The 24,530-nt window shown below is 56.0% G+C and carries 21 protein-coding genes, 1 tRNA gene and 1 pseudogene; 12 read left to right on the top strand and 11 right to left on the bottom strand.

The features are described 5' to 3' along the window. Nucleotides 1–36: 36 nt before the first annotated feature. Nucleotides 37–1,041 carry a nucleoid-associated protein YejK gene (gene yejK, locus HHI26_RS11340; RefSeq protein ID WP_133841447.1) on the bottom strand — a complete coding sequence of 335 codons (1,005 nt, stop codon included), beginning with the start codon at nt 1,039–1,041 and terminating at the stop codon, nt 37–39. A gap of 169 nt (nt 1,042–1,210) precedes the next feature. On the opposite strand from yejK, the gene HHI26_RS11335 reads away from it, so the two are divergent. The 3 genes from HHI26_RS11335 (at nt 1,211) to HHI26_RS11325 (ending at nt 3,363) form a co-directional block, all read left to right on the top strand. Beyond that, the gene (locus tag HHI26_RS11335; RefSeq protein WP_133841446.1) at nt 1,211–1,438 is read left to right on the top strand and encodes a YejL family protein; all 228 of its coding nucleotides are present in this window, start codon (nt 1,211–1,213) and stop codon (nt 1,436–1,438) included. Between the two features lie 21 nt (nt 1,439–1,459). Then, nucleotides 1,460–3,211 carry an LPS biosynthesis-modulating metalloenzyme YejM gene (yejM, locus tag HHI26_RS11330; RefSeq protein WP_133841445.1) on the top strand — a complete coding sequence of 584 codons (1,752 nt, stop codon included), beginning with the start codon at nt 1,460–1,462 and terminating at the stop codon, nt 3,209–3,211. 75 nt (nt 3,212–3,286) lie between these two features. Further along, nucleotides 3,287–3,363, top strand: a tRNA-Pro gene (locus HHI26_RS11325). Between the two features lie 111 nt (nt 3,364–3,474). Here HHI26_RS11325 and HHI26_RS11320 read toward each other — a convergent pair. After that, entirely contained in the window at nt 3,475–3,888 is a 414-nt protein-coding gene (locus tag HHI26_RS11320; RefSeq protein WP_133841444.1) for a hypothetical protein, read from the bottom strand. Between the two features lie 509 nt (nt 3,889–4,397). Between HHI26_RS11320 and HHI26_RS11315 the strand changes: the two genes are divergently transcribed. Together HHI26_RS11315 and HHI26_RS11310 are read left to right on the top strand one after the other, a co-directional pair. Then, the gene (locus HHI26_RS11315; protein ID WP_133841443.1) at nt 4,398–4,604 is read left to right on the top strand and encodes a hypothetical protein; all 207 of its coding nucleotides are present in this window, start codon (nt 4,398–4,400) and stop codon (nt 4,602–4,604) included. Between the two features lie 73 nt (nt 4,605–4,677). Next, nucleotides 4,678–5,412, top strand: a complete 735-nt coding sequence (locus tag HHI26_RS11310; RefSeq protein ID WP_167863604.1) for a 4'-phosphopantetheinyl transferase superfamily protein — start codon at nt 4,678–4,680, stop codon at nt 5,410–5,412. Here HHI26_RS11310 and HHI26_RS11305 read toward each other — a convergent pair. Further along, nucleotides 5,409–5,582, bottom strand: a complete 174-nt coding sequence (locus HHI26_RS11305) for a hypothetical protein (RefSeq protein WP_159336299.1) — start codon at nt 5,580–5,582, stop codon at nt 5,409–5,411. The two genes, HHI26_RS11310 and HHI26_RS11305, sit on opposite strands and share 4 nt — an antisense overlap. Nucleotides 5,583–5,804: 222 nt before the next feature. Between HHI26_RS11305 and HHI26_RS11300 the strand changes: the two genes are divergently transcribed. From HHI26_RS11300 to HHI26_RS11275, 6 genes and pseudogenes are all read left to right on the top strand, one after another. After that, nucleotides 5,805–6,803 (top strand): LLM class flavin-dependent oxidoreductase, encoded by a 999-nt coding sequence (locus tag HHI26_RS11300; protein WP_167863603.1) that lies wholly within the window; start codon nt 5,805–5,807, stop codon nt 6,801–6,803. An 11-nt stretch (nt 6,804–6,814) separates the two neighbouring features. After that, nucleotides 6,815–7,945 (top strand): M20 peptidase aminoacylase family protein, encoded by a 1,131-nt coding sequence (locus HHI26_RS11295; protein ID WP_159336297.1) that lies wholly within the window; start codon nt 6,815–6,817, stop codon nt 7,943–7,945. A 44-nt stretch (nt 7,946–7,989) separates the two neighbouring features. Beyond that, nucleotides 7,990–8,943 (top strand): annotated as a pseudogene (locus HHI26_RS11290) (ABC transporter substrate-binding protein); the annotation flags it as partial. An 11-nt stretch (nt 8,944–8,954) separates the two neighbouring features. Beyond that, the gene (locus tag HHI26_RS11285) at nt 8,955–9,479 is read left to right on the top strand and encodes a GNAT family N-acetyltransferase (RefSeq protein WP_171149107.1); all 525 of its coding nucleotides are present in this window, start codon (nt 8,955–8,957) and stop codon (nt 9,477–9,479) included. Next, a complete protein-coding gene (locus tag HHI26_RS11280) occupies nt 9,466–10,365 on the top strand; it encodes an amino acid ABC transporter permease (RefSeq protein WP_167863602.1) in 900 nt (299 codons plus the stop codon). The genes HHI26_RS11285 and HHI26_RS11280 overlap by 14 nt, the downstream gene beginning before the upstream one ends. Before the next feature lie 2 nt (nt 10,366–10,367). Continuing rightward, nucleotides 10,368–11,162, top strand: coding sequence for an amino acid ABC transporter ATP-binding protein (locus HHI26_RS11275; RefSeq protein ID WP_133841436.1), 795 nt, complete (start codon nt 10,368–10,370; stop codon nt 11,160–11,162). 178 nt (nt 11,163–11,340) lie between these two features. Here the strand turns inward: HHI26_RS11275 and HHI26_RS11270 are convergent, their stop codons facing one another. The 3 genes from HHI26_RS11270 to apbE form a co-directional block, all read right to left on the bottom strand. Continuing rightward, nucleotides 11,341–12,993, bottom strand: a complete 1,653-nt coding sequence (locus tag HHI26_RS11270) for a multidrug ABC transporter permease/ATP-binding protein (protein WP_171149106.1) — start codon at nt 12,991–12,993, stop codon at nt 11,341–11,343. Between the two features lie 94 nt (nt 12,994–13,087). Further along, nucleotides 13,088–13,729 carry a DNA oxidative demethylase AlkB gene (gene alkB, locus HHI26_RS11265; RefSeq protein WP_133841434.1) on the bottom strand — a complete coding sequence of 214 codons (642 nt, stop codon included), beginning with the start codon at nt 13,727–13,729 and terminating at the stop codon, nt 13,088–13,090. Nucleotides 13,730–13,746: 17 nt separating this feature from the next. Beyond that, nucleotides 13,747–14,796, bottom strand: a complete 1,050-nt coding sequence (apbE, locus tag HHI26_RS11260; protein ID WP_133841433.1) for an FAD:protein FMN transferase ApbE — start codon at nt 14,794–14,796, stop codon at nt 13,747–13,749. 452 nt (nt 14,797–15,248) lie between these two features. Between apbE and HHI26_RS11255 the strand changes: the two genes are divergently transcribed. After that, nucleotides 15,249–15,413 (top strand): hypothetical protein, encoded by a 165-nt coding sequence (locus tag HHI26_RS11255; RefSeq protein ID WP_159336293.1) that lies wholly within the window; start codon nt 15,249–15,251, stop codon nt 15,411–15,413. A 107-nt stretch (nt 15,414–15,520) separates the two neighbouring features. Here HHI26_RS11255 and ompC read toward each other — a convergent pair whose 3' ends face one another. From ompC to HHI26_RS11230, 5 genes are all read right to left on the bottom strand, one after another. Continuing rightward, on the bottom strand, nt 15,521–16,627 hold the full coding sequence (ompC, locus tag HHI26_RS11250; RefSeq protein ID WP_133841432.1) for a porin OmpC: 1,107 nt from the start codon (nt 16,625–16,627) through the stop codon (nt 15,521–15,523). Nucleotides 16,628–17,100: 473 nt separating this feature from the next. Continuing rightward, a complete protein-coding gene (locus tag HHI26_RS11245; RefSeq protein ID WP_133841431.1) occupies nt 17,101–18,270 on the bottom strand; it encodes an HlyD family efflux transporter periplasmic adaptor subunit in 1,170 nt (389 codons plus the stop codon). Next, on the bottom strand, nt 18,267–20,432 hold the full coding sequence (locus HHI26_RS11240) for a type I secretion system permease/ATPase (protein ID WP_133841430.1): 2,166 nt from the start codon (nt 20,430–20,432) through the stop codon (nt 18,267–18,269). The genes HHI26_RS11245 and HHI26_RS11240 overlap by 4 nt, the downstream gene beginning before the upstream one ends. A gap of 38 nt (nt 20,433–20,470) precedes the next feature. After that, nucleotides 20,471–21,820, bottom strand: a complete 1,350-nt coding sequence (locus tag HHI26_RS11235; protein WP_133841429.1) for a TolC family outer membrane protein — start codon at nt 21,818–21,820, stop codon at nt 20,471–20,473. Between the two features lie 66 nt (nt 21,821–21,886). Then, nucleotides 21,887–24,274 (bottom strand): BapA prefix-like domain-containing protein, encoded by a 2,388-nt coding sequence (locus tag HHI26_RS11230; protein WP_171149105.1) that lies wholly within the window; start codon nt 24,272–24,274, stop codon nt 21,887–21,889. Between the last annotated feature and the right edge of the window lie 256 nt (nt 24,275–24,530).

Below are 24,530 nucleotides of genomic sequence, written 5' to 3'. Positions count from 1 at the left end.
GAAAAAAACGCCGCTTAATGCGGCGTTTTTTTTCGTCTATTTTCCGCTGGTACGGCGCTGCAACTGGTCGCGCAGGTTAGGCGGTGTCCCTTTAATGGTCAGCGTGTCAGTGGTCGGATCCCAGAAGATACGTTCACCTAACAGCATTGCGTCAAAGTTGATCGTCAGCCCGCCGCCGCTGCCGGCAAATTTGGTCAACTGGCGCAGCGTACTGCGGTCTGCCGGGAAGCTCTCTTCCAGCTCGTAACCCTGTTCCTGAGTAAAGGCCTGGAAGGTTTTGTCTCCCAGCGGGGCCAGCTCATTCGACAGGCCTTCCAGTTCAATCTCTTCACCGGATTTAAGCTGCTCGTTGCAATAAGTGGAAACCTGCTGGCGGTAGTTTTGCCGCTCATTTTTATCGAGGCTGGCTTCGGCACAGTAGTCATCCACCGCCTGTAGCAGGCCACGGTTCTGCGCTTTTGTATCCAGGCCCACGCTGGCACCGAGGAAGTCCATAAAGAAATCAGCCACTTTACGCCCCACCCGCCCACGCAGGAAGGTCAGGTAACGAGTCGATTCCGGGTTGGTTTCCCACTCGGTCAGATCGATGCGTGCCACGATATCGGCATGATTGATGTCCAGATAGTGGGTCGTGCTGATATCCAGCTCTTCGTTAACACGCATGCTGTTCTGGCTGTTCAGTACCGCAATCAGCAAATACTCAACCGCCAGATAGCGATAGTGACCGAATAACACCACGCCACCCTCTGCGAACGGATACTTGCTCAGCTCATCGCGCAGGCGTGCACTGGCGGCGCGGCTAAACGCCAGGAAATCATTCTCGCCCTTACGACAGTTGCGTAATGCATCGGCGAGTTCGCTCTCTTCATTAAACAGGCCATAGGCTTTGCTCTTGGCACTGTAAACGCGATGCAGCTCTTCCATCATTGCCGTCACGGGCGCGTTGGACGGTAACAGTGAATCTCGCAGCACCAGCTCCAGCGTCTGTTCGTCACGCTTGATCATCTGGTGAAGGGCAATCTGGGTGATATCCAGACTCATGGTAAACTCTCCTTTAAGCACAGGCGCGTATTCAATCACTGTGCGACTTTACGATCAACTGTCAGAACGATGCACAGTCCATTCGCGCGTCATTACGATAAAAATGCAGAAAAAAGCACGTTCTTACGGTAAGATAGCGCCCTTTAAACCTCAGTATAAAATTGACGTTATGGCACAATCATCCCGCTACAGCAACGAGCGCGTGGAGAAGATCCTCGCAGAAATGGTCCAGGTTCTGGAATCAAACCAGACCCCAACCGATCTTTCCCTGATGGTATTGGGGAATATGGTGACCAACTTACTTAACACCAGCGTGTCACCGGCACAGCGCCAGGCAATGGCACGTTCGTTTGCCGATGCCCTGCAGGCGTCGGTACGCGATGACCAAGCCCACTGATGAGATGATCCTGATTCCGATATGGTAACAAATCGACAGCGCTACCGTGAAAAAGTGTCCCAGATGATTAGCTGGGGGCATTGGTTCGCCCTGTTTAACATCATCTTTGCGCTTATTCTGGGTAGCCGTTACCTGTTTGTCTCCGACTGGCCAGCCTCGCTGGCCGGTCGCATCTACTCATTCAGCAGCTGGATTGGCCATTTCAGCTTTATTGTTTTCGCTGCCTATCTGCTGATTATATTTCCACTGACCTTTGTGGTGATGTCGCAGCGCCTGCTGCGCTTTCTCTCTGCGATTATCGCGACTGCCGGGCTGACGCTGGTTCTGGTGGATAGTGCGGTGTTTTCCCGCTTCCACCTGCACCTGAACCCGGTCGTCTGGGAGCTGGTGGTCAACCCCGACCAAAGTGAGATGGCCCGTGACTGGCAACTGATGTTTATCAGCGTACCGGTCATCTTCCTGGTGGAGATGCTGTTTGCCACCTGGAGCTGGCAGAAACTGCGCAGTCTGAACCGTCGCAGCTTTGGTAAACCCCTGGCCGGGCTGTTTATCAGCGCCTTCTTTGCCAGCCACCTGATGTACATCTGGGCGGATGCCAATTTCTACCGTCCAATCACTATGCAGCGCTCGAACCTGCCGCTCTCTTATCCGATGACCGCGCGACGCTTCCTTGAGAAGCACGGCCTGCTGGATGCTCAGGAATATCAACGCCGCCTGGTACAACAGGGTAACCCTGAAGCCGTGTCAGTCGCTTATCCGCTCAGCGATATCACCTTCAGTGATAAAGGCACGCGTAACAACCTGCTGGTGATTACCGTTGATGGGCTGAATGAAGCCTCGATGGCGAAATCATTGCCCAACCTGACACGTTTTGCCGAAAGTAACGTGCGCTTCAGCCAGCATTTCAGCTCAGGCGCTACGGAAGACAGTGGATTATTTGGCCTGTTCTACGGCATCTCACCAAGCTATATGGATGGCGTGCTGTCATCGCGTATTCCCTCAACGCTGATCACGGCGTTGGGGCAACAGGGTTACCAACTGGGTCTGTTTGCCAGCGACGGTTTCAACTCGCCGCTGTATCGCCAGGCCCTGCTCACCGACTTCTCTTTACCGACATCGCAGAGCCAGTCGAATGCGGATACCACTCGTCAGTGGCAGCGCTGGCTGGACGGACATAAAAACGAAGGTACGCCGTGGTTCTCCTACCTGTCGTTGTCGACATCTGACAGCAGTGATAGCGCCGATAAGCAGAGCGCTCGTCACTACAACCGCGCCGCGGCCAGTGTAGACCAGCAGATCCAGACGGTGCTGACGACCCTGGAACAAAAAGGATTACTGGCGAACACCGTGGTGGTGATCACCGCCCAACACGGCGTGGTGCTGGAAGGCGATACCACGCCGGGAAATCGTGAAATGTTGCAGGTACCTCTGGTGGTTCACTGGCCGCAAACCCCTGCGCAAACCGTCAATAAGTTGACAGATCATCAGGATATAATGACCACCCTGATGCAGCGCCTGCTGCACGTCAACACGCCAGCGGTTGATTACTCGCAGGGCGAGGATCTGTTTGCTGCCCAGCGACGTCACAACTGGGTTGCCAGCAGCACCCATCATCAACTGCTGATCACCACCCCGCAGGAGACGCTGGCGCTGGATAACAATGGGGGCTATGCTGCCTGGGATTTGCAGGGCCAGCCGTTGAAAGATCACAAGCCGCAGCTGGCATTGTTGTTACAGGTTCTGACTGACGAAAAACGATTTATCGCAAATTAGCTGTATAAATCTAGAGCAGTCAACGCGTTAGCGGGTTGCAATCAGGATGCAGTTGGGTAATATAGATGACTCTGTCGGCGCGTAGCGCAGCCTGGTAGCGCATCGTCATGGGGTGGCGAGGGTCGAGAGTTCAAATCTCTCCGTGCCGACCAATTTTTATCTTACCCCACAATGACTTACCTATATTTAACCTTCCTTAGCCTGGTGGCTTATTGTGGCTCACGCCGTAAGAGACCTTACCACCACTAACAGAACCATTAGTTTCATTTCAAAGCCCCCTGAACAACACCAGATTTAATTAGCCACACTTTCCCGGATGGGTAGAAAACAACATCAAACAAACCCTGTTGATAACTCTTAGTTCCGTTAGGTGCTGATTCAGTCAATACAGCAGGCTTACCCTCAACAGAAACGATACCTAAACTATCCTGCTTAACGACCACGCCGTACCCTTTCCACACTTTGACTTTATGCGCTGATTGAGCATGAAATTTTACAGTGCTTGCATTACGTAAAGCCTGATTTTCAGCAGCTCCGACAATAGCCGCTTGACGATTTTGTTCTGCAAGGTAGCACGTATCACGGCTGATGCCTTGAGCCTCACAGGAAGCCAAACGTGAAGCCTGAGAGCTACATCCAGCGAATAACACAGCAGCAACAATAAATAGTTTTTTCATAAACTTAATGCCCTAATTAAAAAATGTGATGAAAGTCACCATCATCACTAATTAAAGTCACTGTATCGGATTAATGAATCCAAATCTTGACACTAGTCAATAAATCACACAGCACACTACCTAAAGACTTTTTTAAGACTAAATAACTAATAATTAGCCTTAACTGTAGGGACGTGTAAGACGGCGTTAACTGTTTAGTTGGGGCGATCTGAGGGGGTAACTGGGCCAGCGTTGACGGTGAACCGGGGTGGCCGACCTTCTGTTTCGGTCGACCAGTGTTGCAGGCCAGCCTCCTGATGCACACCCTCAGCACGGGTCGCTCGGAAAAAATGATCGCGCCCTGCAAGAGATCGCATTGTTTTTACGCTCTTTTTTTCGTCGATTCTCTGCATTTTTCCGTCAAAAAACGTGGCGAAACTCTCAATCTTCATCACTGAAACAAAACTGTCACAGTAATATCATACGCTGTCGCTAGACTTTCATCGCACTGTCAGACAGGGATAACTCAAATGGCCATTATCAAAGCAAAAAACTTCAAAGACGCAGAAGAACTGCTTCATTCAGGTATCAGTAAAGTGGAACTGGCTTATGACATCGGTAGTGACGACTTCTTTCGTCTTGCCAGCCAGTGGTGCGATCGTGGCGCCAAGATCTCCAAAGGCCACGATCACTTCGTTGTCTCACTGAAAAGTTTCGCGATCCCCCCTAATCACTGATTAACGCCTTTATTTTGATATCCAGCCACTAACCTGTTTAAATAAATCATCTTATTTGAACAGGTTAGCGGCTATGACTGCACTGCACCTCCCGTCTTACCCGCCTTTTATTTCACACTGCACCCTGCAACCGCTGGCCGAGCATCCCGATATCTATCTGCTGGATGCACACTACGATGCCGCGCATTTCACGGAATCCCTGTTTACCACGCTGACTATCCCTGCGCCTGAACACTTACAGCGGGCAGTCAAAAAGCGCCGTGCTGAATATCTGGCCAGCCGCTACTGCCTGCAACAGGCGCTGACAAGCTGGGGTATTCCCTCGTTTTTGCTGCGTAATACCCCCGATCGCGCCCCCATCTGGCCACAAGGTATCAACGGGTCACTGTCGCACACCCACCAGCAGGTCTGCGCACTGCTGACGCGTCGTCAGGATCGGCTGCTCGGCGTTGACTGTGAACGTATTATGACGCCGCAGGTCGCCCATGAGACGCACCCCATGCTGATCACCGCAGCAGAGAAAGCACGCCTGGAACTGAGTGAAGTTCCCTTTACGACGGCGCTGACCGTGGCTTTTTCGCTAAAGGAGAGTCTGTATAAGGCGCTTTACCCGCGGGTGTTGCAGTTTATGGATTTCAGTGCAGCGGAAGTGATTCAGTGCAGTGCCGACTTACAGCACATCAGCCTGCGTCTGACGCAGACAATTTCCGGGGAGATGGTGGTCGGGAGAATTTTTGAGGGAAGAGCCATACTGCAACCCGATCAGGTGATCACCTGGATTATCGGGCCGCAGCAGCGCAGAGATTAACGGGATGCATCGTGATGACGCTGTTGCAGCGACGGCAGATCGTGTAGATCCACACCGTACAGCTCAACCATCGGCATCATTGCCTCAATCACCCGACAGCTGTCTAATGTTGCCATGCCAGAGGGTGCCTGAAAAAATCGCGTGAAGTGCAGCCAAATACCTTTCATCATTTATTCCTCTGTTAACCGCCTGTCGCATCAGGCTTCAAGTGAAGCTTTATTAAACCCGACTCCCCCCGCCAGACAAAATACCCATTTCGCACAGCCTTTGCCGATTCCCGGCAAACGTGGGTTAATCCCATTTCCCGACTGATATAAGCCAGATTTGTTGTTTTACAGCAGCGGACCCTCCTTCAATAATTGCCAGCAACTGATACCGTTCAAGGATGCATTATGGCTTACCGACTGAGCTTACTGGATAAAAGCCCCCTGGCTGAAGGCGAAACCGCGGCGGTTGCGCTGGCACGAACCCTGACCCTGGCGCAACGGGCGGAAGAACTGGGTTATCACCGCATCTGGCTGGCAGAACACCACAACACGGCCGCACTGGCCAGCCCGTCACCGGAAGTGCTGATCGCCTGGATCCTCGCCCACACGCGCCACATCCGTGTCGGTTCCGGTGGCGTGATGTTGCAGCACTACAGCCCGTATAAAGTCGCGGAAAACTTCAATTTGCTGGCATCACTGGCCCCTGGCCGCGTCGATTTGGGCGTGGGTAAAGCGCCGGGCGGGCTGCCGCTGTCCACGAAAGCATTACAGCAGGGTGTAAACGCGGAAGAGAAAGGGGATTTTGCCAGCCAGCTGCGCGCGCTGGATCAGTGGCTGAGCGCCTCCCCTGCCCCTGAAGGTGAAGACCAGCTGCTGGCCACGCCGGTACCACCGCGCCCGGCAACTCGTTTTCTGCTGGGTGCCAGCGAAGCCAGCGCTCAGCTGGCCGCCGAGCTGAACTGGCAGTTCGTGTTTGCCGCCCACCTGAATGGCGACAAGCAGGAACTGGAACGCGCCCTGACGGCTTACCGCACACACAGCAAAGGACAATCCGCGCTGCTGGCCGTGCAGGCCATTGTTGCCGATAGCGAAGCCGAAGCCGATCTGCTGGCGGCGGATTTACAGCACTTCCGCGTGCATGTGGATAACGGCCAAAGCGTCACGGTCGGCAATCTGGCCCAGGCCGAGGCCTTTATTCGCCAGTCCGGCGCGAAACAGTACCGGATTGAACCACGTGAATCCGCAGTACTGAAAGGCACCGCCGCAGAGGTTCACGCCCATCTGGACGCGCTGCATCAGCGTTTCGGGGTGGAAGAATTCATTATTGACACCCCGATCAGTGCAGGTGTTCCACGCCTGAAATCCCTGCAACTGCTGGCCACCCACCAGCTGGTTGCCGCATAAGGAGCCGGACCATGAGCCACTCTCTTGCACAGCAGCTCGTCGCCTGGCGCCGTGAACTGCACCAGTATCCTGAGCTGTCGAACGAGGAGTTTGCCACCACGGAACGCATCACCGGCTGGCTGAAAGAAGCTGACATTACCCTCCTGCCTTTTGATCTGGCGACAGGCGTCGTGGCCGAAGTCGGTCAGGGTGAGCCGCTGATCGCCCTGCGTGCTGATATCGATGCCCTGCCGATTGAAGAGATCGTCCCGGTCGAATTCCGCTCGCAGCATCAGGGCGTGATGCACGCCTGCGGTCACGATGTGCACACCTCGGTGATTCTGGGTGCCGCAAAACTGCTTAAGGCCCGTGAAAAGAGCCTGCCCGGCCGCGTTCGCCTGCTGTTTCAACCGGCAGAAGAACGCTTTGGTGGCGCGAAAACGCTAATCAAAGCGGGTGCTTTACAGGACGTGGCAGCGATTTTCGGTATGCATAACGCCCCGGAACTGCCGGTCGGTACGTTTGAGACGCGTGGTGGCCCGTTCTACGCCAACGTGGATCGTTTTGACATCGACATTCACGGCAAAGGTGCCCATGCAGCCCGGCCGCAGGAAGGGGTGGATGCGATTGTGATCGCCAGCCAGATCGTCAGCGCCTTACAGACCCTGGTCAGCCGCAGTTACAGCCCGCTGGAATCCGTGGTGGTCAGCGTCACACGCATTGAGGGCGGCAATACCTGGAATGTGTTACCGCAGAAAGTGGTGCTGGAAGGCACAGTACGGACCCATAACGCGGCGATCCGCAGCGAGCTGCCGCAGCGCCTGCGCACGCTTATTGCAGGCATCGCCAGTGGCTTTGGTGCACGTGCCGACCTCAACTGGCATGCCGGCCCGCCGGCATTGATTAATACCGAGTACTGGGCCGAGTTCAGCAAACAGGTGGCTGCCCGTCAGGGTTACGCAGTGCAACATGCCGAACTGCAAATGGGGGGCGAAGATTTTGCCTTCTACCTGCATAACACGCCGGGCACCTTTGTCAGCATCGGCAGCAACAGTGAATTTGGTCTGCATCACCCTGGTTTTAACCCGGATGAAGCCCTGCTGTATCCCGCCGCAGAATACTTTAGCCAGCTGGCTGAAGCGGCGCTGAAGGACATCGCTTAACGGGCTGAGAACGGCCCGATTCATCTGCATTTTCACCATAATAAGAGTCATTCATCATGAAAAAATCATCCGTATTACTGGGCCTGCTCAGCGCGTCTTTGTGGCTTGGCACCACAGCAAATGCAGAAACCGTCAAGATTAACGGGACCGGGATCAGCGTCGAGGCCAATGCCACGCCGGTGCACGCGCCGCTGAATCCGGACGCCGTCAAACTGCTGCCGAAAGATCTTAAGCTGGCCGTACCGGGCAAGTTTACCGTCGCCGTTGCGGCACTGAACTCACCGCCACTGACGCTGTTCTCCGATGACAATAAAACCCTGCAAGGCAGTGAAGTGGATATCGCCCGCCTGGTGGCTGACAGCCTGGGGCTGGAGCTGAACGTGGTACCGACCTCATGGGAGGACTGGCCGCTGGGCGTCAGTTCCGGTAAGTATGACGCCGCCATCACCAACGTGACGGTGACCAAAGCGCGTAAAGAGAAGTTCGATTTCGCCACCTACCGTAAAGACTCCCTCGGTTTCTACGTGAAGTCTGACAGTAAAATCACCTCACTGACCAAAGCCGAAGATATCGCCGGGTTGCGCATTATTGTCGGCTCCGGCACCAACCAGGAAGCGATCCTGCTGGCGTGGGATGCCGAAAATCAGAAGAAAGGTCTGAAACCGTTCACGCCTAACTATGTGAAGGATGATGCTGCGCAAACGCTGGCACTGCAGTCCGGACGCGCCGATGCCTTCTTCGGCCCGAACGTGATCGGTGCATGGAAAGCCGCACTGACCGGAAAAACCAGGCTGGTGGGCAGCGTGGATGGCGGCTGGCCGAAAGCGGCCCATATCGCCGTAACGCTGAAGAAAGGTAACGGGCTGGTGACTGCCGTTAACGCCGCGCTAAATGGCGTGATCAAAGGGGGCGAGTACGACAAGGTGCTGAACCGCTGGGGCGAAGGCATTGAGCGTCTTGACCATTCTGAAATCAACCCGGAAGGCCTGGGCGACTAACGGAGGTCAGCATGAGCCATGAACAGTTCCGCCAGCTGTCGCCGGAGGCGCCTGAACTGGCGCCGATTATCGACGGGTTATTTGGTGAGTACAGCGCACGTTACGGTGACTTCTTTGCACGCGATGCCGAAGTCGAACTGACCGAATGGTATTTGTCGCCCCGGGGGATGTTTGTGGTGCTGGAGCGCGACGGGGACATTATTGCGATGGGCGCTTACAAGGCACTCGATGCCGAAACAGCAGAATTGAAACGCATCTGGACGCGCAGTGACCTGCGCCGCCAGGGCCTGGCCCTGAAGGTGCTGGTGGAGCTGGAACGCCGCGCCCTGCTGGCGGGTTATCGTCAGGTGTATCTGACCACCGGTTTCCGTCAGCCGGAGGCCGTGCGACTGTATCTGTCCCACGGTTATCAGCCGCAGTTTGATACCCGCCGTGACCCGGAAGAGTACAGCCTGCCACCGCATGATGGCCGCCTGCGCTTTACCAAGCCGTTGCACCAGAACGTCGATGCAGGAGCCGCCAATGAAACCCAGTGAAACCCTGCGCGTCGTGCCCGCACGCTACCCGCTGCGATTGGTGGGGGCGGTGATCGCGCTGTTTATTCTGGCCGTGGTGATCCAGTCCGTGGCGTTTAACCCACGCTGGGAGTGGTCAGTATTCGCTCAGTGGTTCTTTGCCCCGGCGATCCTCAGTGGTCTGGGCCAGACGCTGCTGCTGACGCTGATCGCCAGCCTGCTGAGTATCCTGCTCGGAGTGGGCCTTGCGCTGGCACGTCTCTCCCCTTCCTGGCTGCTCTCCGGGCTGGCGTTCGGTTATATCTGGCTGTTCCGCTCGCTACCGCTGATTGTGGTGCTGATTATTCTCTACAACTTCTCCTATCTGTACGACACGCTCTCACTGGGGATTCCGTTTACCCCGCTAACACTGATTGAGTATAAAACCATTGATGTGCTCGGGCAGTTCAGCACCGCGGTGATTGGGCTGACGCTGGTGCAGGCCGCCTATACCGCTGAGATTATTCGTGGCGGGATTTTAGGCGTGGATCAGGGGCAGTTTGAAGCCGCAGCCGCTCTTGGTTTACCGTCATCGCGCCGCACGCTGCGCATTATCCTGCCGCAGGCGCTGCGCTCCATTATTCCTACCGGCTTTAACGAAATCATCAGCCTCGCCAAAGGCACCGCGATGGTTTATGTGCTGGCGATGCCGGAGCTGTTTTACACCATCCAGATGGTTTACAACCGCACGCAGCAGGTGATCCCGCTGCTGATGGTGGCGGCCGTCTGGTATCTGCTGATCACCACGGTGTTATCGGTGTTCCAGCACTATGTGGAACGCTGGCTGGCCCGGGGGGCCACGCGTGAACCCGTTAGCCGCCTCGCCTCTGCGCGTCTGCGCGCCGCCGTTACCCCTGTCAGGAGCTAATCATGTCTGAAGCTATCGATCTGCACAGCGATGCCACTCTCGGTCATATTTCGATTGCCGGGGTGAGTAAAAGTTATGGCCGTTTCAAGGCGCTGGACGATGTGTCGCTGGAACTACCGCCCGGTTCCGTGACGGTGATCCTCGGTCCTTCCGGATCGGGAAAGTCCACCCTGCTGCGGGCAATCAATCATCTTGAGCGCGTGGATGAAGGTTTTATCCGTATTGATGGCGACTATATTGGCTATCAGCGTAAAGGCAATAAGCTGTATGAGCTGAAGGAAAAAGCGATCCTCAAACAGCGTATCGGCGTGGGCTATGTGTTCCAGAATTTCAATCTGTTCCCCCACCTGACGGTGCTGGAAAACATTATTGAAGCGCCGCTGGCCCATAAGCAACTGTCACGCGCCGATGCCGAAGAACGGGCTTTGCAGCTGCTCGACACGGTCGGTCTGCGCCATAAAGCCGATGCCTGGCCGCGCCATCTTTCTGGCGGGCAGCAACAGCGAGTGGCGATTGCCCGCGCGCTGGCGCTGAATCCGAAGGTGATTCTGTTTGATGAACCCACGTCGGCGCTGGACCCGGAGCTGGTCGGCGAGGTACTCGATACCATTAAGCAGCTGGCGCGTTCCGGCACAACGCTGGTCGTGGTCACGCACGAGATCGGTTTCGCCCGCGAGGTGGCGGATAATGTGGTGTTTATGGTGGAAGGGAAAATTGTGGAGCAAGGCAGCGCCGGGCAGGTGTTGAACCAGCCGCAGCATCCGAGGACCCGTCGTTTTCTGGCGAAGGTGCTGTGATAAGTCAGTATCACCATAGGGTCGGGGTACGCCTCGACCTCATCGGCAACGGGCGAGGCATGCCTCACCCCTACGAAAACCTTTATCTGTCACGGGCGAGGCGTGCCTCGCCCCTACGAAAACCTTTACCTGCCACGGGCGAGGCGTGCCTCGCCCCTACGAAAACCTTACCTCGCCCCTAGACTAATGTATCCGTCCTTTTCACGGCATCCAGCGTAGCCTGATCGCGTTCATCCCCTGTCAATTCACTCAGTGTGCCGTCACGCATCTCCAGCAGGCGATCCGCATGCAGGAAATAATGGTCATCATGACTGATGGCAAACACCGTTTTCCCCAGTGACTGCAACCACGGCAACAGCTCGCGATAGAAGATGCGGCGGAAGTGCGGGTCCTGATCGGCGGCCCACTCGTCAAGCAACAGGATATCGCGCTGCTCTGCCGTCGCCAGCAGCAGCGCAAGGCGCTTGGTCTGCCCCTTCGACAGCTTCAGGTTCAGCACGCGGTTGCCTTCCAGCTTGATTTTATCCTGCATTTTAAGGCGTTCCAGCCAGTTCTGCACCAGCGCCGGGTCAATCGCCTGCCCCTGATCATCAATCAGGCGGTCAAACAGATGCACATCGGTAAACACCGCCGAAAACAGGCGACGATAGCTCTCCATTGAGGACGCTTCCACCACCTGGCCATCCAGCAGAATGTCGCCAGACACCGGCTGATATAACCCGGTCAGCAGCATCGCCAGCGTGGATTTCCCACTGCCGTTACCGCCAATCAGGAACACCAGTTCGCCACGCTTAAGCGTCATGTTCACCGGGCCAACGTGGAAACCGTTATCGCCGTAATGGAACATCAGATTACGCAGTTCCAGCGTCTGCCAGTTTTTCGCCGCCGGAAGCTGCGGGAACTCAGCTTCATAAGGCGCCAGATTAAAGGTGTTCAGCTTGTCGAAGGCTACCTGTGCGGTCAGCAGCGTGGGCAGTGCTCCCACCGCTGAAAGCATCGGCGTGCGCAGGAACAGCAGGGTCAGCGAGTAGGTCGCCGCCACCGTGGTATCGGCCCAGCCAAGGCTGTTCGCCAGGTAAAATGCCAGCCCGATGGCGCCCAGCATCATGATATTCGACCAGTTCACCGCGCTCAGATGGTAAGTATCGGCCCGCACAATATGGTGACGATAGGTCTTTGCATCTTCGCTGTAGACGTTTTCAAAGATCTGCTGCGCGCGCTGACGGTTCAGCGCCAGCTCTTTACGCCCTTCAATAATAATCTGGAAGTCGTGATACAGACGGTCTTCCGTGTCGCGCAGCACCGCCATATGTTGATAAACGCGTGCCACCAGCAGCCAGCCGCCGATAATCGTCACCGCCACCCACACGGAGGTCACCACCATCATTTTCGGTGACAGCCAGGCCAGATAGGCCGCAGAGCCGATCGTCAGGATGATCCCCTGAATCAGCTCCGGCAGACGCACAAAAGCAATGGTGATATTACGCACATCACTGGTCAGGCTGGCCAGCAGCTGAGCGTTACCAATCTGCTCAATGCGCTCAACCCGCGTGTCGAGAATACGTTTGATAAATTCGCCGCGCAGACGATAGACGAAATGGTGGCCCAGCATGGTCAGCGCCAGCTGTGAACCCAGCGTAACCGCCATCAACAGCAGCAGCAGTCCGAGAAACTGCGGTAACACCATCACAGAGGAATTAAGGGTGACGATCAGTTCGCGGTTAATGAAAGCAATCAGTCCAATCCCCAGCGCGGCGCTAAGAAGGCTAAGCACGATCACCAGAATAAACGGCCAGCGATACTGCTTATAAACAACGTGAAGCAACTCCATGAATACGTCCCGGCAGGTAAAAAGCAGCTTGCAGTTTAATGAGAAGCAAGACGAGATCAATAACAATTCTCATTCGGGAACGTTTACACGCGGGCTAGCGGGCGCGGCGAAAGGTCAGATTGAAGCGAAAAGGCCCGGTGAGCGGATGGATGCCGGGTTTGAGCGGCAGAATACCGTGGTAACGCAGACGTGATGGCCCGCCCCAGACCACCACATCCCCCTGCTCCAGCAGCACGCGCTGGCAGGCGTCAGCGCGCTCAAAACCACCAAATAAAAAGACCGCTGGCAGCCCCAGCGATACGGACACAATAGGCTGACGCAGATCGCGTTCATCTTTGTCCTGATGCAGGGTAAGCTTTGCCCCCGGTTCGTAGCGGTTGATCAGACAGGCATCGGGGGAAAAACCACTAAACCCGGCTTCAGCGGCGCAGGTCACGGCCAGCTCCCGGAAGGAAGCGGGCATCGCGGGCCAGCGCTTGCCGCTGACGTCGTCCTGGGCGCTGTACTGGTAACCGCGTGAGTCCGTAGACCAGCCAAGATCGCCGCAGTTGGTCATCGCCACTGACATCTTATGGCCGCCGGGCGTGATGCGATGTTCAAAAGGATTCTGCGCAGCAATCTGGTTCACCTGTGCCATCAGCTCTGCGGCGCTGTCACGAACGCGGCGGCGCAGGATCACCGCGCCGTCCATCAGCGGTTCTTGCCACGGGGCATCATCGGCAAACAGATCGAGCATTGGAACTCCTTCGCGTATCAGTGTGGAGAGGATGGCGGGATAAAGGCCGCAAACTGTGGCGACATCCAGTGGCTGAAATGATCACCCTCTTTGAAAATCAGATAGACCGCCAGCTTATCACGCAATGCCAGTGCTTTGGCCTTCTCGGTACCCAGCACCATCAGCCCGGTGTCCCAGCCATCGGCTTCCAGCGCCGTGGTGGCAATCACCGTGACAGAGACCAGCTTATGCTGAATGGGGCGACCCGTTGACGGGTCAATCACGTGTGAGATGCGTTTTCCTTCCAGCTCATAATAGTTGCGATAGCTACCGGAGGTGCTGATACCGTGCCCCTGAAGGTCGACAATCGCCTGAACGGCGTTCTCCTGATCGGTCGGTTTCTGGATCGCCACCTGCCACGCATTGCCCTGGGCATTTTTGCCGCGCGTCAGCACCGCGCCGCCCACCGACACCAGATAGTGGTTAATCCCCTGCTGCTCCATCAGCCGCGCCAGATGGTCGGTGGCAAAACCTTCACCGACGGTCGAGAGATCAACATACAGCTCAGGCAGGTCTTTCTGCAGCCAGGATTGCCCGGCGCGGTTGATCACCTGTAAATGTTCCAGCCCGGTTAAGGCGCGGGCAGCATCAATCTGAGGTTGTGTCGGCGTCTTCAGCGGCTGTTTATCCGGCCCAAACCCCCACAGGTTAACCAGCGGACCCAGCGTGATATCCATCGCGCCTGAGGTCTGCTGCCCGATGCGTAACGACAGCGTGATGATATCGGCCATGTTGTTACTGATGGGCTGCGGCGCGCTGCCGCGATACTGGTTAAAACGTGACAAAACCGAATCACTTTTCCAGGTGGAAAGTTCGTGGTCATCGTTATCCAGCTGCTGCTGTATCGCTTTTTGCAGGGCGTCACGACGCTCAGGCGCGACGCCCGCCAGGCTCACCCTCCAGAATGTTCCCATTGTTTTACCTTCGAGCACCATCCCTTCAGATCCCGCTGATGGCTTAGGATTGTCACAGGACGTCAGCAAGTAAACCACCATCAAACCTAAAAAAAACCGCCATTTACTCTTCATATCAACCTGTAACCTTGATTAAAAACTGGTCCGAACCGCGCTTTACCGCAGGGAAAACTCGGACTCGATGCCTTGATCTTACCGCCATTGCTCACCAGGATGGTAGCTGTACAGGGCACTCGTGACGCCCATCATTCACTCTTAAAGGAGAGCCATAATGATCTATTACGTGCTTCTCATGGCTTCAATCGCCCTGATTATCTTTGCAGGCTTTAAGCATTACAAGCAGACACACGTCCGACAATTACCGCGTCCGCGTCACCGCTAACACGGTATGCCAGACTCCCCCGGCCGCACCGGGGTGAGTTCACCGGCACCATCCTGGTGCATCCTGCCTCTCTCTGAGCCGCGCACAGTATCACAAGCCACCTGAACCGCCCCTCAATCCGCTCTCCCCCAACCTGGCACGTTTTCTGCTTGATAATCCTTATTGTTCAGAATGAGGAAAGGTCATGCGCAACAAAAATGCGGTCAAAGAAAACCAGGCCCGACGTCGTCTGTTGAGATTTTCACTGCTGACGCTCGGAGGAGCAGGACTGGAAGGCAGTACGCAGCATTTCGCCGGGAAAGAAGAAGGAGAAGAGAGCGATAAAAAAGTGGCCGTGATGGCCGCCTGAACCTGGCATGATCAAAAAAGCCGCCTCTGCGTCATATCACGCAGAGGCGGCTTTTTATTGTGCCTCAGGCTTATCGCGGCCAGGAAAATGGCCGTATCAGGTGAGGATTAGAACTGGTAAACCAGGCCTACAGCCACCACGTTGTCGGTATTGATACCGGCAGCCTGGGTGAAGTTGTTGTCATCCAGCAGATTGATCTGGTAATCCGCATAGGTCGACATGTTTTTGTTGAAGTAGTAAGTCGCGCCGACATCGATGTACTGTTTCAGGTTCTGGGTGCCCCAGTTCTGAATATCGGTTCCGCGTGAAGTCACGTAAGCCAGTGACGGACGCAGACCAAAGTCGAACTGATACTGTGCAACCAGTTCCCAGTTTTCTGCTTTATCGGCAAAGCCGTAGGCGGCCGGATTATCCGTGCTGCCGAAGCGAGTCGCGTTGTACGATTTGGTGTACATGGCTGCCAGGTAAACGTTGTTCGCGTCATATTTCAGACCACCGGTGTAAGCTTCTGCTTTGTCACCGTTGCCCAGCAGCGCATTGCTGTTCTGGGTATTGGTGCGGTCAGAAGAGAACATGGCAGCACCAGCGCTGAAGCCCGCACCGATGTCGTAGGTGGCAGAAAGGCCATATCCATCGCCGTTCTGTGCGGTAGCGCTACGGTTGCCCGCCACTTCAGCATCGCTGTCATTTTTACCCTGGTACTGTACGGCGAAGTTCAGGCCTTCGACCAGACCAAAGAAGTTGTTGTTACGGTAGGTCGCCATGCCCGAGCCGCGCTGGAACATGAAGTTATCTGCACCGTAGGTATCGCCACCGAACTCTGGCAGTACGTCGGTCCATGCGCCGATGTCGTATGCCACGCCGTAGTTACGACCATAATCGAATGAGCCAGCGTCACCGAATTTCAGACCGGCAAAACCAACGCGGGTATAGCTGTTCGCTGTTCCCTGGGCTTCAGCGGTGTTCAGGGCTGCCTGATATTCCCACTGACCGTAGCCGGTCAGCTGGTCGGAAATCTGGGTTTCACCTTTGAAGCCGAAACGCAGATAAGACTGGTCGCCATCTGAACCGGAGTCGTCTGAGAAGTAGTGCAGACCATCAACTTTACCGAACAGATCCAGTTTGTTGCCGTCTTTGTTATAGATTTCTGCCGCACCCGCTGAACCTGCTACCAGCAACGCCGGGACCATCAGAGAAAGAACGCGAAGTTTCATTTTTTAATACCCTCTCGATTATAAGTCTTATATTGCCACTGCGTGCTGTAGGTAAAAATTAAGCACTTAGTGTCATGTTAAGCTTGGGAGAGTAATAATCCATCAAGAAAATGATACTAAATCACATAAAATGTTTCTTAAGGGGGTAAACACATTTCTTAATGTAAATAAAGCGGAACTTTTACGCAGCACAAATAGATAACTAATTGCGCACTTAAAGACAAAAAATAAGATTCGTCTTATAATTCATTGCATTACACCTACATGTAACAATGCGCACTGATTGATAAAATTATTCTGCCATGAAGCAGTATTATTAGCGCGCTATCATCATTTATTGAATTATTATCTTCATTCACCCCGAATGAGTTGCACCACCTATTAATATTGCCAGGCTTTGTGCCTGGCATTTTTTTACGTATTTTATTCCCCTGAGAAATTATTCTTTCCTGGTATTATCTGGCGACGAAAATCTAGCGTTCGCGCATCGACTCTTTAACTTTATTCAGCGGTTTAATCAGATAATCCATGACGGATTTCTGGCCGGTTTTAATCTCTACGTTCGCGACCATCCCCGGCACGATCGGGAATTTTCGTCCGGCTTTGTTGGTCAGTTCGGCCTTGTCGGTACGCACATAAACCCGGTAATAGTACTGGTCACGTTTGACCTCATCCTGCAAGGTATCGGGTGATACCGTCTCCACTTCACCGCGCAGATCGCCATAGATTGACGAATCATACGCCGTCACTTTGACCGTGGCTGGCAGCCCCGGACGGATATAGGCGATATCACGCGGGTTAATGCGTGTTTCGATCAGTAGCTGGTCCTCAAGGGGGACAATCTCCATCAGCTTACCGCCGGGTTGCAACACGCCGCCCACGGTGGTGACCTGAATATCTTTAACGATGCCGCGTACCGGTGAGTAAATAGTGGCGCGGGTCAGTTGATCCTCTTTCCCGGTCATCACCTGTAATTGTGCATCCAGGTCCGCGTTGTTCTTCACCTGCTCTTCGCGTGCGCGTACCGCGTAGTCATTACGTGCCTCATCTATTTTTCCCTGAAGCTCAGCGACCTGACGGCGCAGGCGGATCACTTCCACCTCACCCGCCGCCCCTTTCGCCACCAGCGGCTGGGTCATGCGCAGCTCATCCTGAACCAGTTTTTTTGACTGCTCCAGATTGCTGACGGTCTCTTGCAAATTACGCCGCCGCGACTGGTAAAGTTGCGTTTCACGCGCCACCAGATCCGGCTCTTTCAGCGTTTCGGCACTGAATTTCAGCGGCGCGCCCGTCAGTTCAGCGGTTAAGCGTTCGGCCGATCCGCGCAGCGTTCGCGCGCGTGATGCCGCCTCACCAAAGTTGGACTGAAAACGCGTCGGGTCAAGTTTTGCCAGCACCTGCCCTTTCTCGACGATATTGCCTTCATGGACGTTGAGCTGGTCGACGATGCCGCCATCCAGACTTTCAATCACCTGCGCACGACTGAGCGGCGTGACCTTGCCCGTTCCCACCGTCACTTCATCAAGAATGGCGAAATGTGCCCAGACAAAAAACAGCACCAGCGCGACAGTACAGACCCAGATGATGGCCGAGGTGCGCCGTTCATTCTGTTTCAGACTGCGATCCATCAATACAAGGCTCATGCGGCATCTCCTCTTGCACTGGCCGCCGGCGGTTGGGCCTGTGCCGTCTGCGCGGTAGCACGTTTCAGGATGTCATCTTTCGGGCCATCAGCAATCACGCGGCCGTTATCCATGACAATAATGCGATCGACCATTTTCAGCAGCGCCGGGCGATGCGTCACCAGTATCAGGGTGCGCCCACTCAGCCAGCCTTTCATCTGACTGATCACATGTTCTTCCAGCTGTTCATCCATCGACGCGGTGGGTTCGTCCATCAGCACCACCTGCGGCTGGCGCAGGATCATACGGCTGAGCATCACCATCTGGCGCTGCCCGCCGGAGAGTCCGCGTCCGCCCTCATTAATAATGCGGTCCAGGCTGGCCGCATCCTGCTGCACCAGGCTCAGTGCACCGCTGACGCGTAGCGCCTGTAACATATCCTGCTCGCTGGCGTGGGGGTTGCCCAGCATCAGGTTCTGGCGCAGGGTGCCGAAGAACAGACGAGAATCCTGTGACAACCAGCCCAACTGTCGCCGCAGGTCAACCGGGTCAATGCGGCGTAAGTCCACGCCGTCGACGATCACTTTGCCCTGGGTCGCCATCGCCTGCCCGGCCAGCAGTTTCAGCAGCGTCGACTTCCCGGCCCCCACACGTCCCAGGATAGCGATGCGTTCGCCGGGTTTAATTTGCAGCTGGTTAATGGTGATCACGTTTTTCACGTTTTCTTCATCGTAGCTGTACTGCACGCCACGCAGATCGTAGTGACCGGTCAGCGTTGGGCAGTGCGCCATTTCTCCCTCTTCCGGCTGGTCGAGCGGTTTCTTCAGCAATTCATCCAGCCCGTTCATCGCACTTTTCGCATGTTGCCAGCGCGAGAACACCATCGTCAGCTGCATCAGCGGCGCAATGGTGCGCGAAGAGAGCATACTGCTCGCCACCAGCGTACCGGTGGTGATCTGACCATCGAGCACCAGATAGACCCCAAACACCAGCATGCTGGCGTAGGTCAGTTGCTGCACGCTTGACGCCCAGCCCGTGAGGCGCGCGCCCCACAGACGCTGCTGCATGCCAATCGCGGCGCTCACTTCGTGCGTCTGCTCCCACTGACGCTGGAAATAGGGTTCAGCCTGCAGTGATTTAATATCTTCAATACCTTCAATGGTTTCCACCAGGATGGCGTTACGCAATGCCCCTTCGCGTAATCCCTCTTTGGCCAGTTTCGCCATAGGAATCTGGATCAGCAGGCCGGGAATGACGATCAGCGGGATCGCCAGCAGCGGCACGATCACCAGCGGGCCGCCAATAAACGCCATAATAAACAGGAACAGGATGACAAACGGCATATCCGCCGCCGCCCCCACGGTGGTGGAGGTCAGCAGCTCACGCACCTGATCAATTTCACGCAGCTGGGAGATAAACGATCCGGTGGATTTTGGTCGCGCCTCGTTACGGATATTCATCGCACGCGCAAACAGCATGGAAGAGACTTTCAGGTCGATGCGTTTTCCCATCATGTCAGACACCTGCGTACGCATCAGACGGATGAGATATTCGATCACGGCGGCAATCAGTACGCCGCCAAACAGCACCCACAGCGTGGCTTCTGACTGCGCGGGGATCACCCGGTCATAGATCTGCATGGAGAACAGAATCCCCGCCAGCGCCAGCACGTTACCGACTATCGAGGCCAGGGAAATCTCACCGATTTTGCGCCCCATTCCCTGGAAGTTCTGCCAGAACCAGTGCTTTTTATACGGCTGGACGAACTCATCAATACGCGCATCGCGCCCACGTGCCGCCACGCCGATAATCCCCACCTCTTGCTGACTTTGTGCCAGCAGCAGCGCCAGTTCGGTTTCACGCACCACGTCACCGCCGTCACTGAGCCAGTAACGGGCATTGCCTTCACCATCAATGGCTTCAATCACCACCACACTGCCGCTCTCCATAATCAGCACCACGGGCGTGACTTCCTGACGCCAGCGGATTTTGTCACGCGGTGTCATAGTGAGATGCAGCCCGAGCAGCCCCGCCAGTCGCTCCAGCTGCTGCGGCGGCGTGAGGTGCTCAAACCAGCGCATCTGCTGTCGCAGTGTTTTACCATCAGCCGGTTTACCGAAGCGGGCGGCCACACGCAGCATGGCATCGATCCAGTTTTCCGTGGTTGCGGTTTGTTTAGTCATAAAAAACGGCCTTATCTGGTTGTCTTACGAGCGCCGCATCACAGCGACGGCAGCGTTTGTCCACTGTTCTTTTCCCGGTCAATGCCCAAAATATCCAGCAGATTATCCACCGCTGCGGCATAACGAACCGTGGCATCCCAGCCATCGTAGAGCGCCGTCAGGCGGCTGCTGTCAGCCTGAAAGACATCCTGCTCAACACTCAGCAGGTCGTTCAGGCTACGCTTATTCAGTTTGTATTCATCGGCATACACCTCACGGGTATGATCTGCACTGCTCAACTGCTGCTCACCGGCCTCTTTACGCTGTTGCGCGCCAATCATGTCGGCATAGGCCGTAGAGGCATTCTGGTTGATTTGCAGTTTTGACTGCTGGATGGCGGCCTCAGCCGCTTCACGATCGCCCTCAGCGGCACGAGTTTTGGCGTTCACCAGCCCGCCCTGATACAGCGGCGCTTCTACCTGCAATTGCAGTTCGTCATCCCAGTAGGATCGGCTGTCATTTTCATAACGGGTGCGGCCAGCCTGGACTTTAATGGTCGGCCAGTGGTTGGATGAAGCCTGGCGCACACGCTCCAGCGCCGCCTCTTGCTTCGCCTGCGCACTGCGCACGGCAGCGCTTTTCTCATAGGCGATTTTGTCCAGTGTCACCTGCTGGTTCAGCAACGCCTGTGGCAGTTCTGGCAGGTTTTCAGACGTTACGCCCGTCAGCACGGTCAGCTGCGCACGCGCCGATCGCGCCTGTGCGCGATACTGCTCCATGCTGGCGTTCATACCGGCAATGCGGGTTTGTGCCTGCAGGACATCAGACTGGGAACTTAGCCCGGCATCTGCACGCAGCTTTGCCATGTCCCTGACGCGCTGCAAAGACGCGATATTCAGACGCGCGGCATCCACCAGCGCCTGGTAGCGTTTCACTGCCAGATACGCCTGAAGGGTGTCCTGCGCCACGGTGGTCATGGTGTCATAAAGCGCATAGCGGTAGGCATCGGACAGCTTGTGCTGCTCGTCGATTGCCCCCCCGGTACGGCCAAAGTCATACAGCAACTGGCTGAGGGTGATGCCACCCGAACCGCTGTTATTCAGGCTGCCGGAGGAGTCGGTCTGGTGCGATCGCCCGCCGCTGGCTGCCAGCGACACCTGGGGATACCAGGCGCTTTTCGCCGCATCCAACTCGGCCTCACCGACGCGGATCTGTGCAGCGGCTTCAGAAATTTTGGGATTACGTGCAAAGGCTCGCAGGATAGCGTCACGCAGCGTCAGGCTGGCAATCTGCTCTTCCGTGGGTGCTGCGCGCCAGTTAAATGCCGCAACAGGTTCCTCTTTCGCCGCCAGTGCGCTCTGCCCAACCAGACAGGTTGTGAAACACAGCAATATCACCCTATTTTTCATCCAGACACCTGTGATCATTATGTTCCGGGCCAGAGGCGGGAAATACCCCGCCTCTTCTGCCCCCAATTAAGCGGTTTGTAACTGCAATTGATGCTGCGTCAGCACGTCTGCCAGCGTGCTTTCCTGAAGGGGAGCGTGATACACATCCGACATCGGTTCGCTGCTGCCCCCCGGTAACACCTGTGACCAGACACCACTGTCGGTGGTACTGAGCGCCACCGGGCTGTCCCCGGTCAGGAGCAGTGACTGAACGGCGGTGAGGTCGTCCTGCGTTGTCGCGGCCACCAGCGCATCGCTCTGCGTTGCCAGACCCAGACTGGCGAGTTGCAGCGATCCGCTGTCCGTCGCATTCCCCAGATCAACGTGGATCTGGTCAGACTGTTCAACCCAGTTACCGGCACCGTCCGAGGTACCAAAATAGATATAATTCAGCCCGTCATGCACATTGGAACCGGACAGCGGCACGGTGATGCTCCAGTGGTGATCCTCCGTCAGGGTCGCGCTGTAATACGGATAGTCATCCACCCGGATGCTGATCAAGTTAATGGGGAAGGTATCGGCGAAGGTGCCGCCAATGGTGACGTACTCCTGGCCGTCAACCACGCTAACGTCCGCCGGGGTGACGTCATCGACGGTGAAACCAATTTTGCTGGTGTAATGACTGAGCAACAGGACATCGCGGGTGGCGCTGGTGCTGTTGCCATTGGGGTCGGTAGCGCTGAAGGTAAAGGTATATTTACCGTCGGTGATCGCCGCCAGTTCGCTGTCATTGATCGACACGCGCCAGATATTGTCGCTGGCGACGTTGCCATAATAGGTTTTACCCGCAAGATCCAGTGTAACCACCGTGCCGGAAGGCAGGTTGCTGGAGGTGCCCCACATTTCAAGCCCATAGATCCCTTCACGGTAGTTGACGGCATCATCGGTGGAGATGGGGTCAATGCTCAGTGACGGCAGGGTATCAACAGAGGTTGCGAGGGTGATGTTGTGCGCCGTAGATGTGCTGTTACCCGCGGCATCACTCAGGCTGGCCTGCACGCGATAGACGCCATCGTCCAGCCCCTGAAGCGCGCTGGCCGGGATAGCCAGATTCCATGTGCCACTGCTGCTCACCACCGCGTGCCAGGTCTGCTCATTGAACAGCACATCCACGGTCCGTCCCGCTTCGCCCCAGGCCGAACCGCTAATCAGCAAATCGTCACCCTTTTCACTGGCATCAATCACGTCATCGCCCGAAATCTCATTCATGGTGATTTGTGGGTCGCTGGTGTCGATAACAATCGGCGTGCTGCTGCTGCCCTGCTGGCCCCAGCCATCGGTGGCGGTGACCACAATGGTGCTTTCCCCCTGGCCCATCAAATACAGGGCATACGAATCAGGACTCAGTGACCAGTTACCGTCGTTGTCCACCGTGGCGTTGTAGTTTTCTTCACCCATCGTCACCACCACCTTCTGCCCACTGCCGGTCGATCCCGTGCTGCCGGTCAGGGTCTGCTGCGTTGCCAGCTCGGCACTGTTCAGGATGCCATCGCCAAACGGCAGGTCGAGGGTGGGATGCGGCGGCTCACCGATGGGCGTCAGCGGCTCAACGGTAATCACTTTATTTGCGGTCGACGTACCGCCGCTGGCGTTAACGAAGCTGATACTGATGGTGTTGCTGCCGTCGGGCAGCGCCTGGAGATCTGCGGCAGGCAGGATGACGCTCCAACTGCCATCGCTGGCAATCTGCGTGCTGTAAGTGTGCGCATTCAGGCTGACGGTCAGGGTGCTGCCTGCGGCAATATTGGTGGAGGTCCCGCTGAAGGTTTGATCGCTCTGGCGCTCGTCAGCACTGATCACCGTATCACCCGTCAGCGGGGTCACGGTGAGTGACGGGCTGCCGCCCGTTCCTGTGCCGCTCTCCGGTGGCACAACCACCGGGGTGTCACCGCCGCTGGCAGGCGCACTCTGACTGCTGCTGTCATCGTTGCTGCTGTGATGGCTGGCCAGCGCCACGCCACCGCCGACCCCGGCCAGTCCGAGTAGCCCCAGACCAACGGCCGTCAGGGTTCCACTGCTCTCCGCTGCGGCGGGCGCGCCGAGCAGCGCATCGACGCTGGCCAGTGCCTGATAGGTTGGTGTCAGCGGCGTTGCGGCATCGGTAGTATTCAGCCCGCTGCTGAACAGCGCATGCTGCGGCGGGTTCACCCCGTCATCAAACAGCAGTTCACTTTGTTCGCCGTCGGTGGCCGTGAAGAAATGCTGATAGCGCACCGTGCTGCCATCACGCATGTGAAGGATCAGATCGTCGCCCTGCTGTTGATACTCAACAACGGAGGTGGTCGGTGCGTGAATTTTCACCAGCGAAGGCTGATCAAGCCGCACGGTTTGAGACGTATGAGGCTGGCTCTGAGACAGCAGTTTTCCGCTATCGCGAGAGAGTATATCGACGAAGCCAGATGCAGGCTGAGTCATGGTGTTTCCCCTTGTGTACCCGGTAAAGTGAGTAAGCGTTTGCGAAGAAAAGCCCAGCCAGAGGCCGTTTTTTTCACGCAAAACATCAGCCAGCGCTACAAAAATAGCGCCGAGCGTCACCCGGTGTACAACGGATCACAATGCAATCCATACAAGGAAAAATGGTTAAAATAGCTATTATAGTAGCGCTGGCGCGGCCTACGTTAGCCTTGTCATCAGCGCATTACTACTGGCCAAAATCTGGAATTACACTTCG

Source organism: Erwinia sp. JH02 (assembly GCF_013074405.1).
GTDB lineage: Bacteria > Pseudomonadota > Gammaproteobacteria > Enterobacterales > Enterobacteriaceae > Erwinia > Erwinia rhapontici.
This window is presented reverse-complemented; position numbering and strand designations above follow the sequence as displayed.

Excerpts from the sequence above, each read along its gene's own strand:
- ompC (WP_133841432.1), bottom strand. The coding sequence starts at position 16,627 with ATGAAACTTCGCGTTCTTTCTCTGATGGTCCCGGCGTTGCTGGTAGCA.
- HHI26_RS11310 (WP_167863604.1), top strand. The coding sequence starts at position 4,678 with ATGACTGCACTGCACCTCCCGTCTTACCCGCCTTTTATTTCACACTGC.
- apbE (WP_133841433.1), bottom strand. The coding sequence starts at position 14,796 with ATGAAGAGTAAATGGCGGTTTTTTTTAGGTTTGATGGTGGTTTACTTG.
- HHI26_RS11245 (WP_133841431.1), bottom strand. The coding sequence starts at position 18,270 with ATGAGCCTTGTATTGATGGATCGCAGTCTGAAACAGAATGAACGGCGC.
- HHI26_RS11235 (WP_133841429.1), bottom strand. The coding sequence starts at position 21,820 with ATGAAAAATAGGGTGATATTGCTGTGTTTCACAACCTGTCTGGTTGGG.
- HHI26_RS11315 (WP_133841443.1), top strand. The coding sequence starts at position 4,398 with ATGGCCATTATCAAAGCAAAAAACTTCAAAGACGCAGAAGAACTGCTT.
- HHI26_RS11275 (WP_133841436.1), top strand. The coding sequence starts at position 10,368 with ATGTCTGAAGCTATCGATCTGCACAGCGATGCCACTCTCGGTCATATT.
- yejM (WP_133841445.1), top strand. The coding sequence starts at position 1,460 with ATGGTAACAAATCGACAGCGCTACCGTGAAAAAGTGTCCCAGATGATT.
- HHI26_RS11305 (WP_159336299.1), bottom strand. The coding sequence starts at position 5,582 with ATGATGAAAGGTATTTGGCTGCACTTCACGCGATTTTTTCAGGCACCC.
- HHI26_RS11295 (WP_159336297.1), top strand. The coding sequence starts at position 6,815 with ATGAGCCACTCTCTTGCACAGCAGCTCGTCGCCTGGCGCCGTGAACTG.
- yejK (WP_133841447.1), bottom strand. The coding sequence starts at position 1,041 with ATGAGTCTGGATATCACCCAGATTGCCCTTCACCAGATGATCAAGCGT.
- HHI26_RS11335 (WP_133841446.1), top strand. The coding sequence starts at position 1,211 with ATGGCACAATCATCCCGCTACAGCAACGAGCGCGTGGAGAAGATCCTC.
- HHI26_RS11240 (WP_133841430.1), bottom strand. The coding sequence starts at position 20,432 with ATGACTAAACAAACCGCAACCACGGAAAACTGGATCGATGCCATGCTG.
- HHI26_RS11255 (WP_159336293.1), top strand. The coding sequence starts at position 15,249 with ATGCGCAACAAAAATGCGGTCAAAGAAAACCAGGCCCGACGTCGTCTG.
- HHI26_RS11270 (WP_171149106.1), bottom strand. The coding sequence starts at position 12,993 with ATGGAGTTGCTTCACGTTGTTTATAAGCAGTATCGCTGGCCGTTTATT.
- HHI26_RS11280 (WP_167863602.1), top strand. The coding sequence starts at position 9,466 with ATGAAACCCAGTGAAACCCTGCGCGTCGTGCCCGCACGCTACCCGCTG.
- HHI26_RS11230 (WP_171149105.1), bottom strand. The coding sequence starts at position 24,274 with ATGACTCAGCCTGCATCTGGCTTCGTCGATATACTCTCTCGCGATAGC.
- HHI26_RS11285 (WP_171149107.1), top strand. The coding sequence starts at position 8,955 with ATGAGCCATGAACAGTTCCGCCAGCTGTCGCCGGAGGCGCCTGAACTG.
- HHI26_RS11300 (WP_167863603.1), top strand. The coding sequence starts at position 5,805 with ATGGCTTACCGACTGAGCTTACTGGATAAAAGCCCCCTGGCTGAAGGC.
- alkB (WP_133841434.1), bottom strand. The coding sequence starts at position 13,729 with ATGCTCGATCTGTTTGCCGATGATGCCCCGTGGCAAGAACCGCTGATG.
- HHI26_RS11320 (WP_133841444.1), bottom strand. The coding sequence starts at position 3,888 with ATGAAAAAACTATTTATTGTTGCTGCTGTGTTATTCGCTGGATGTAGC.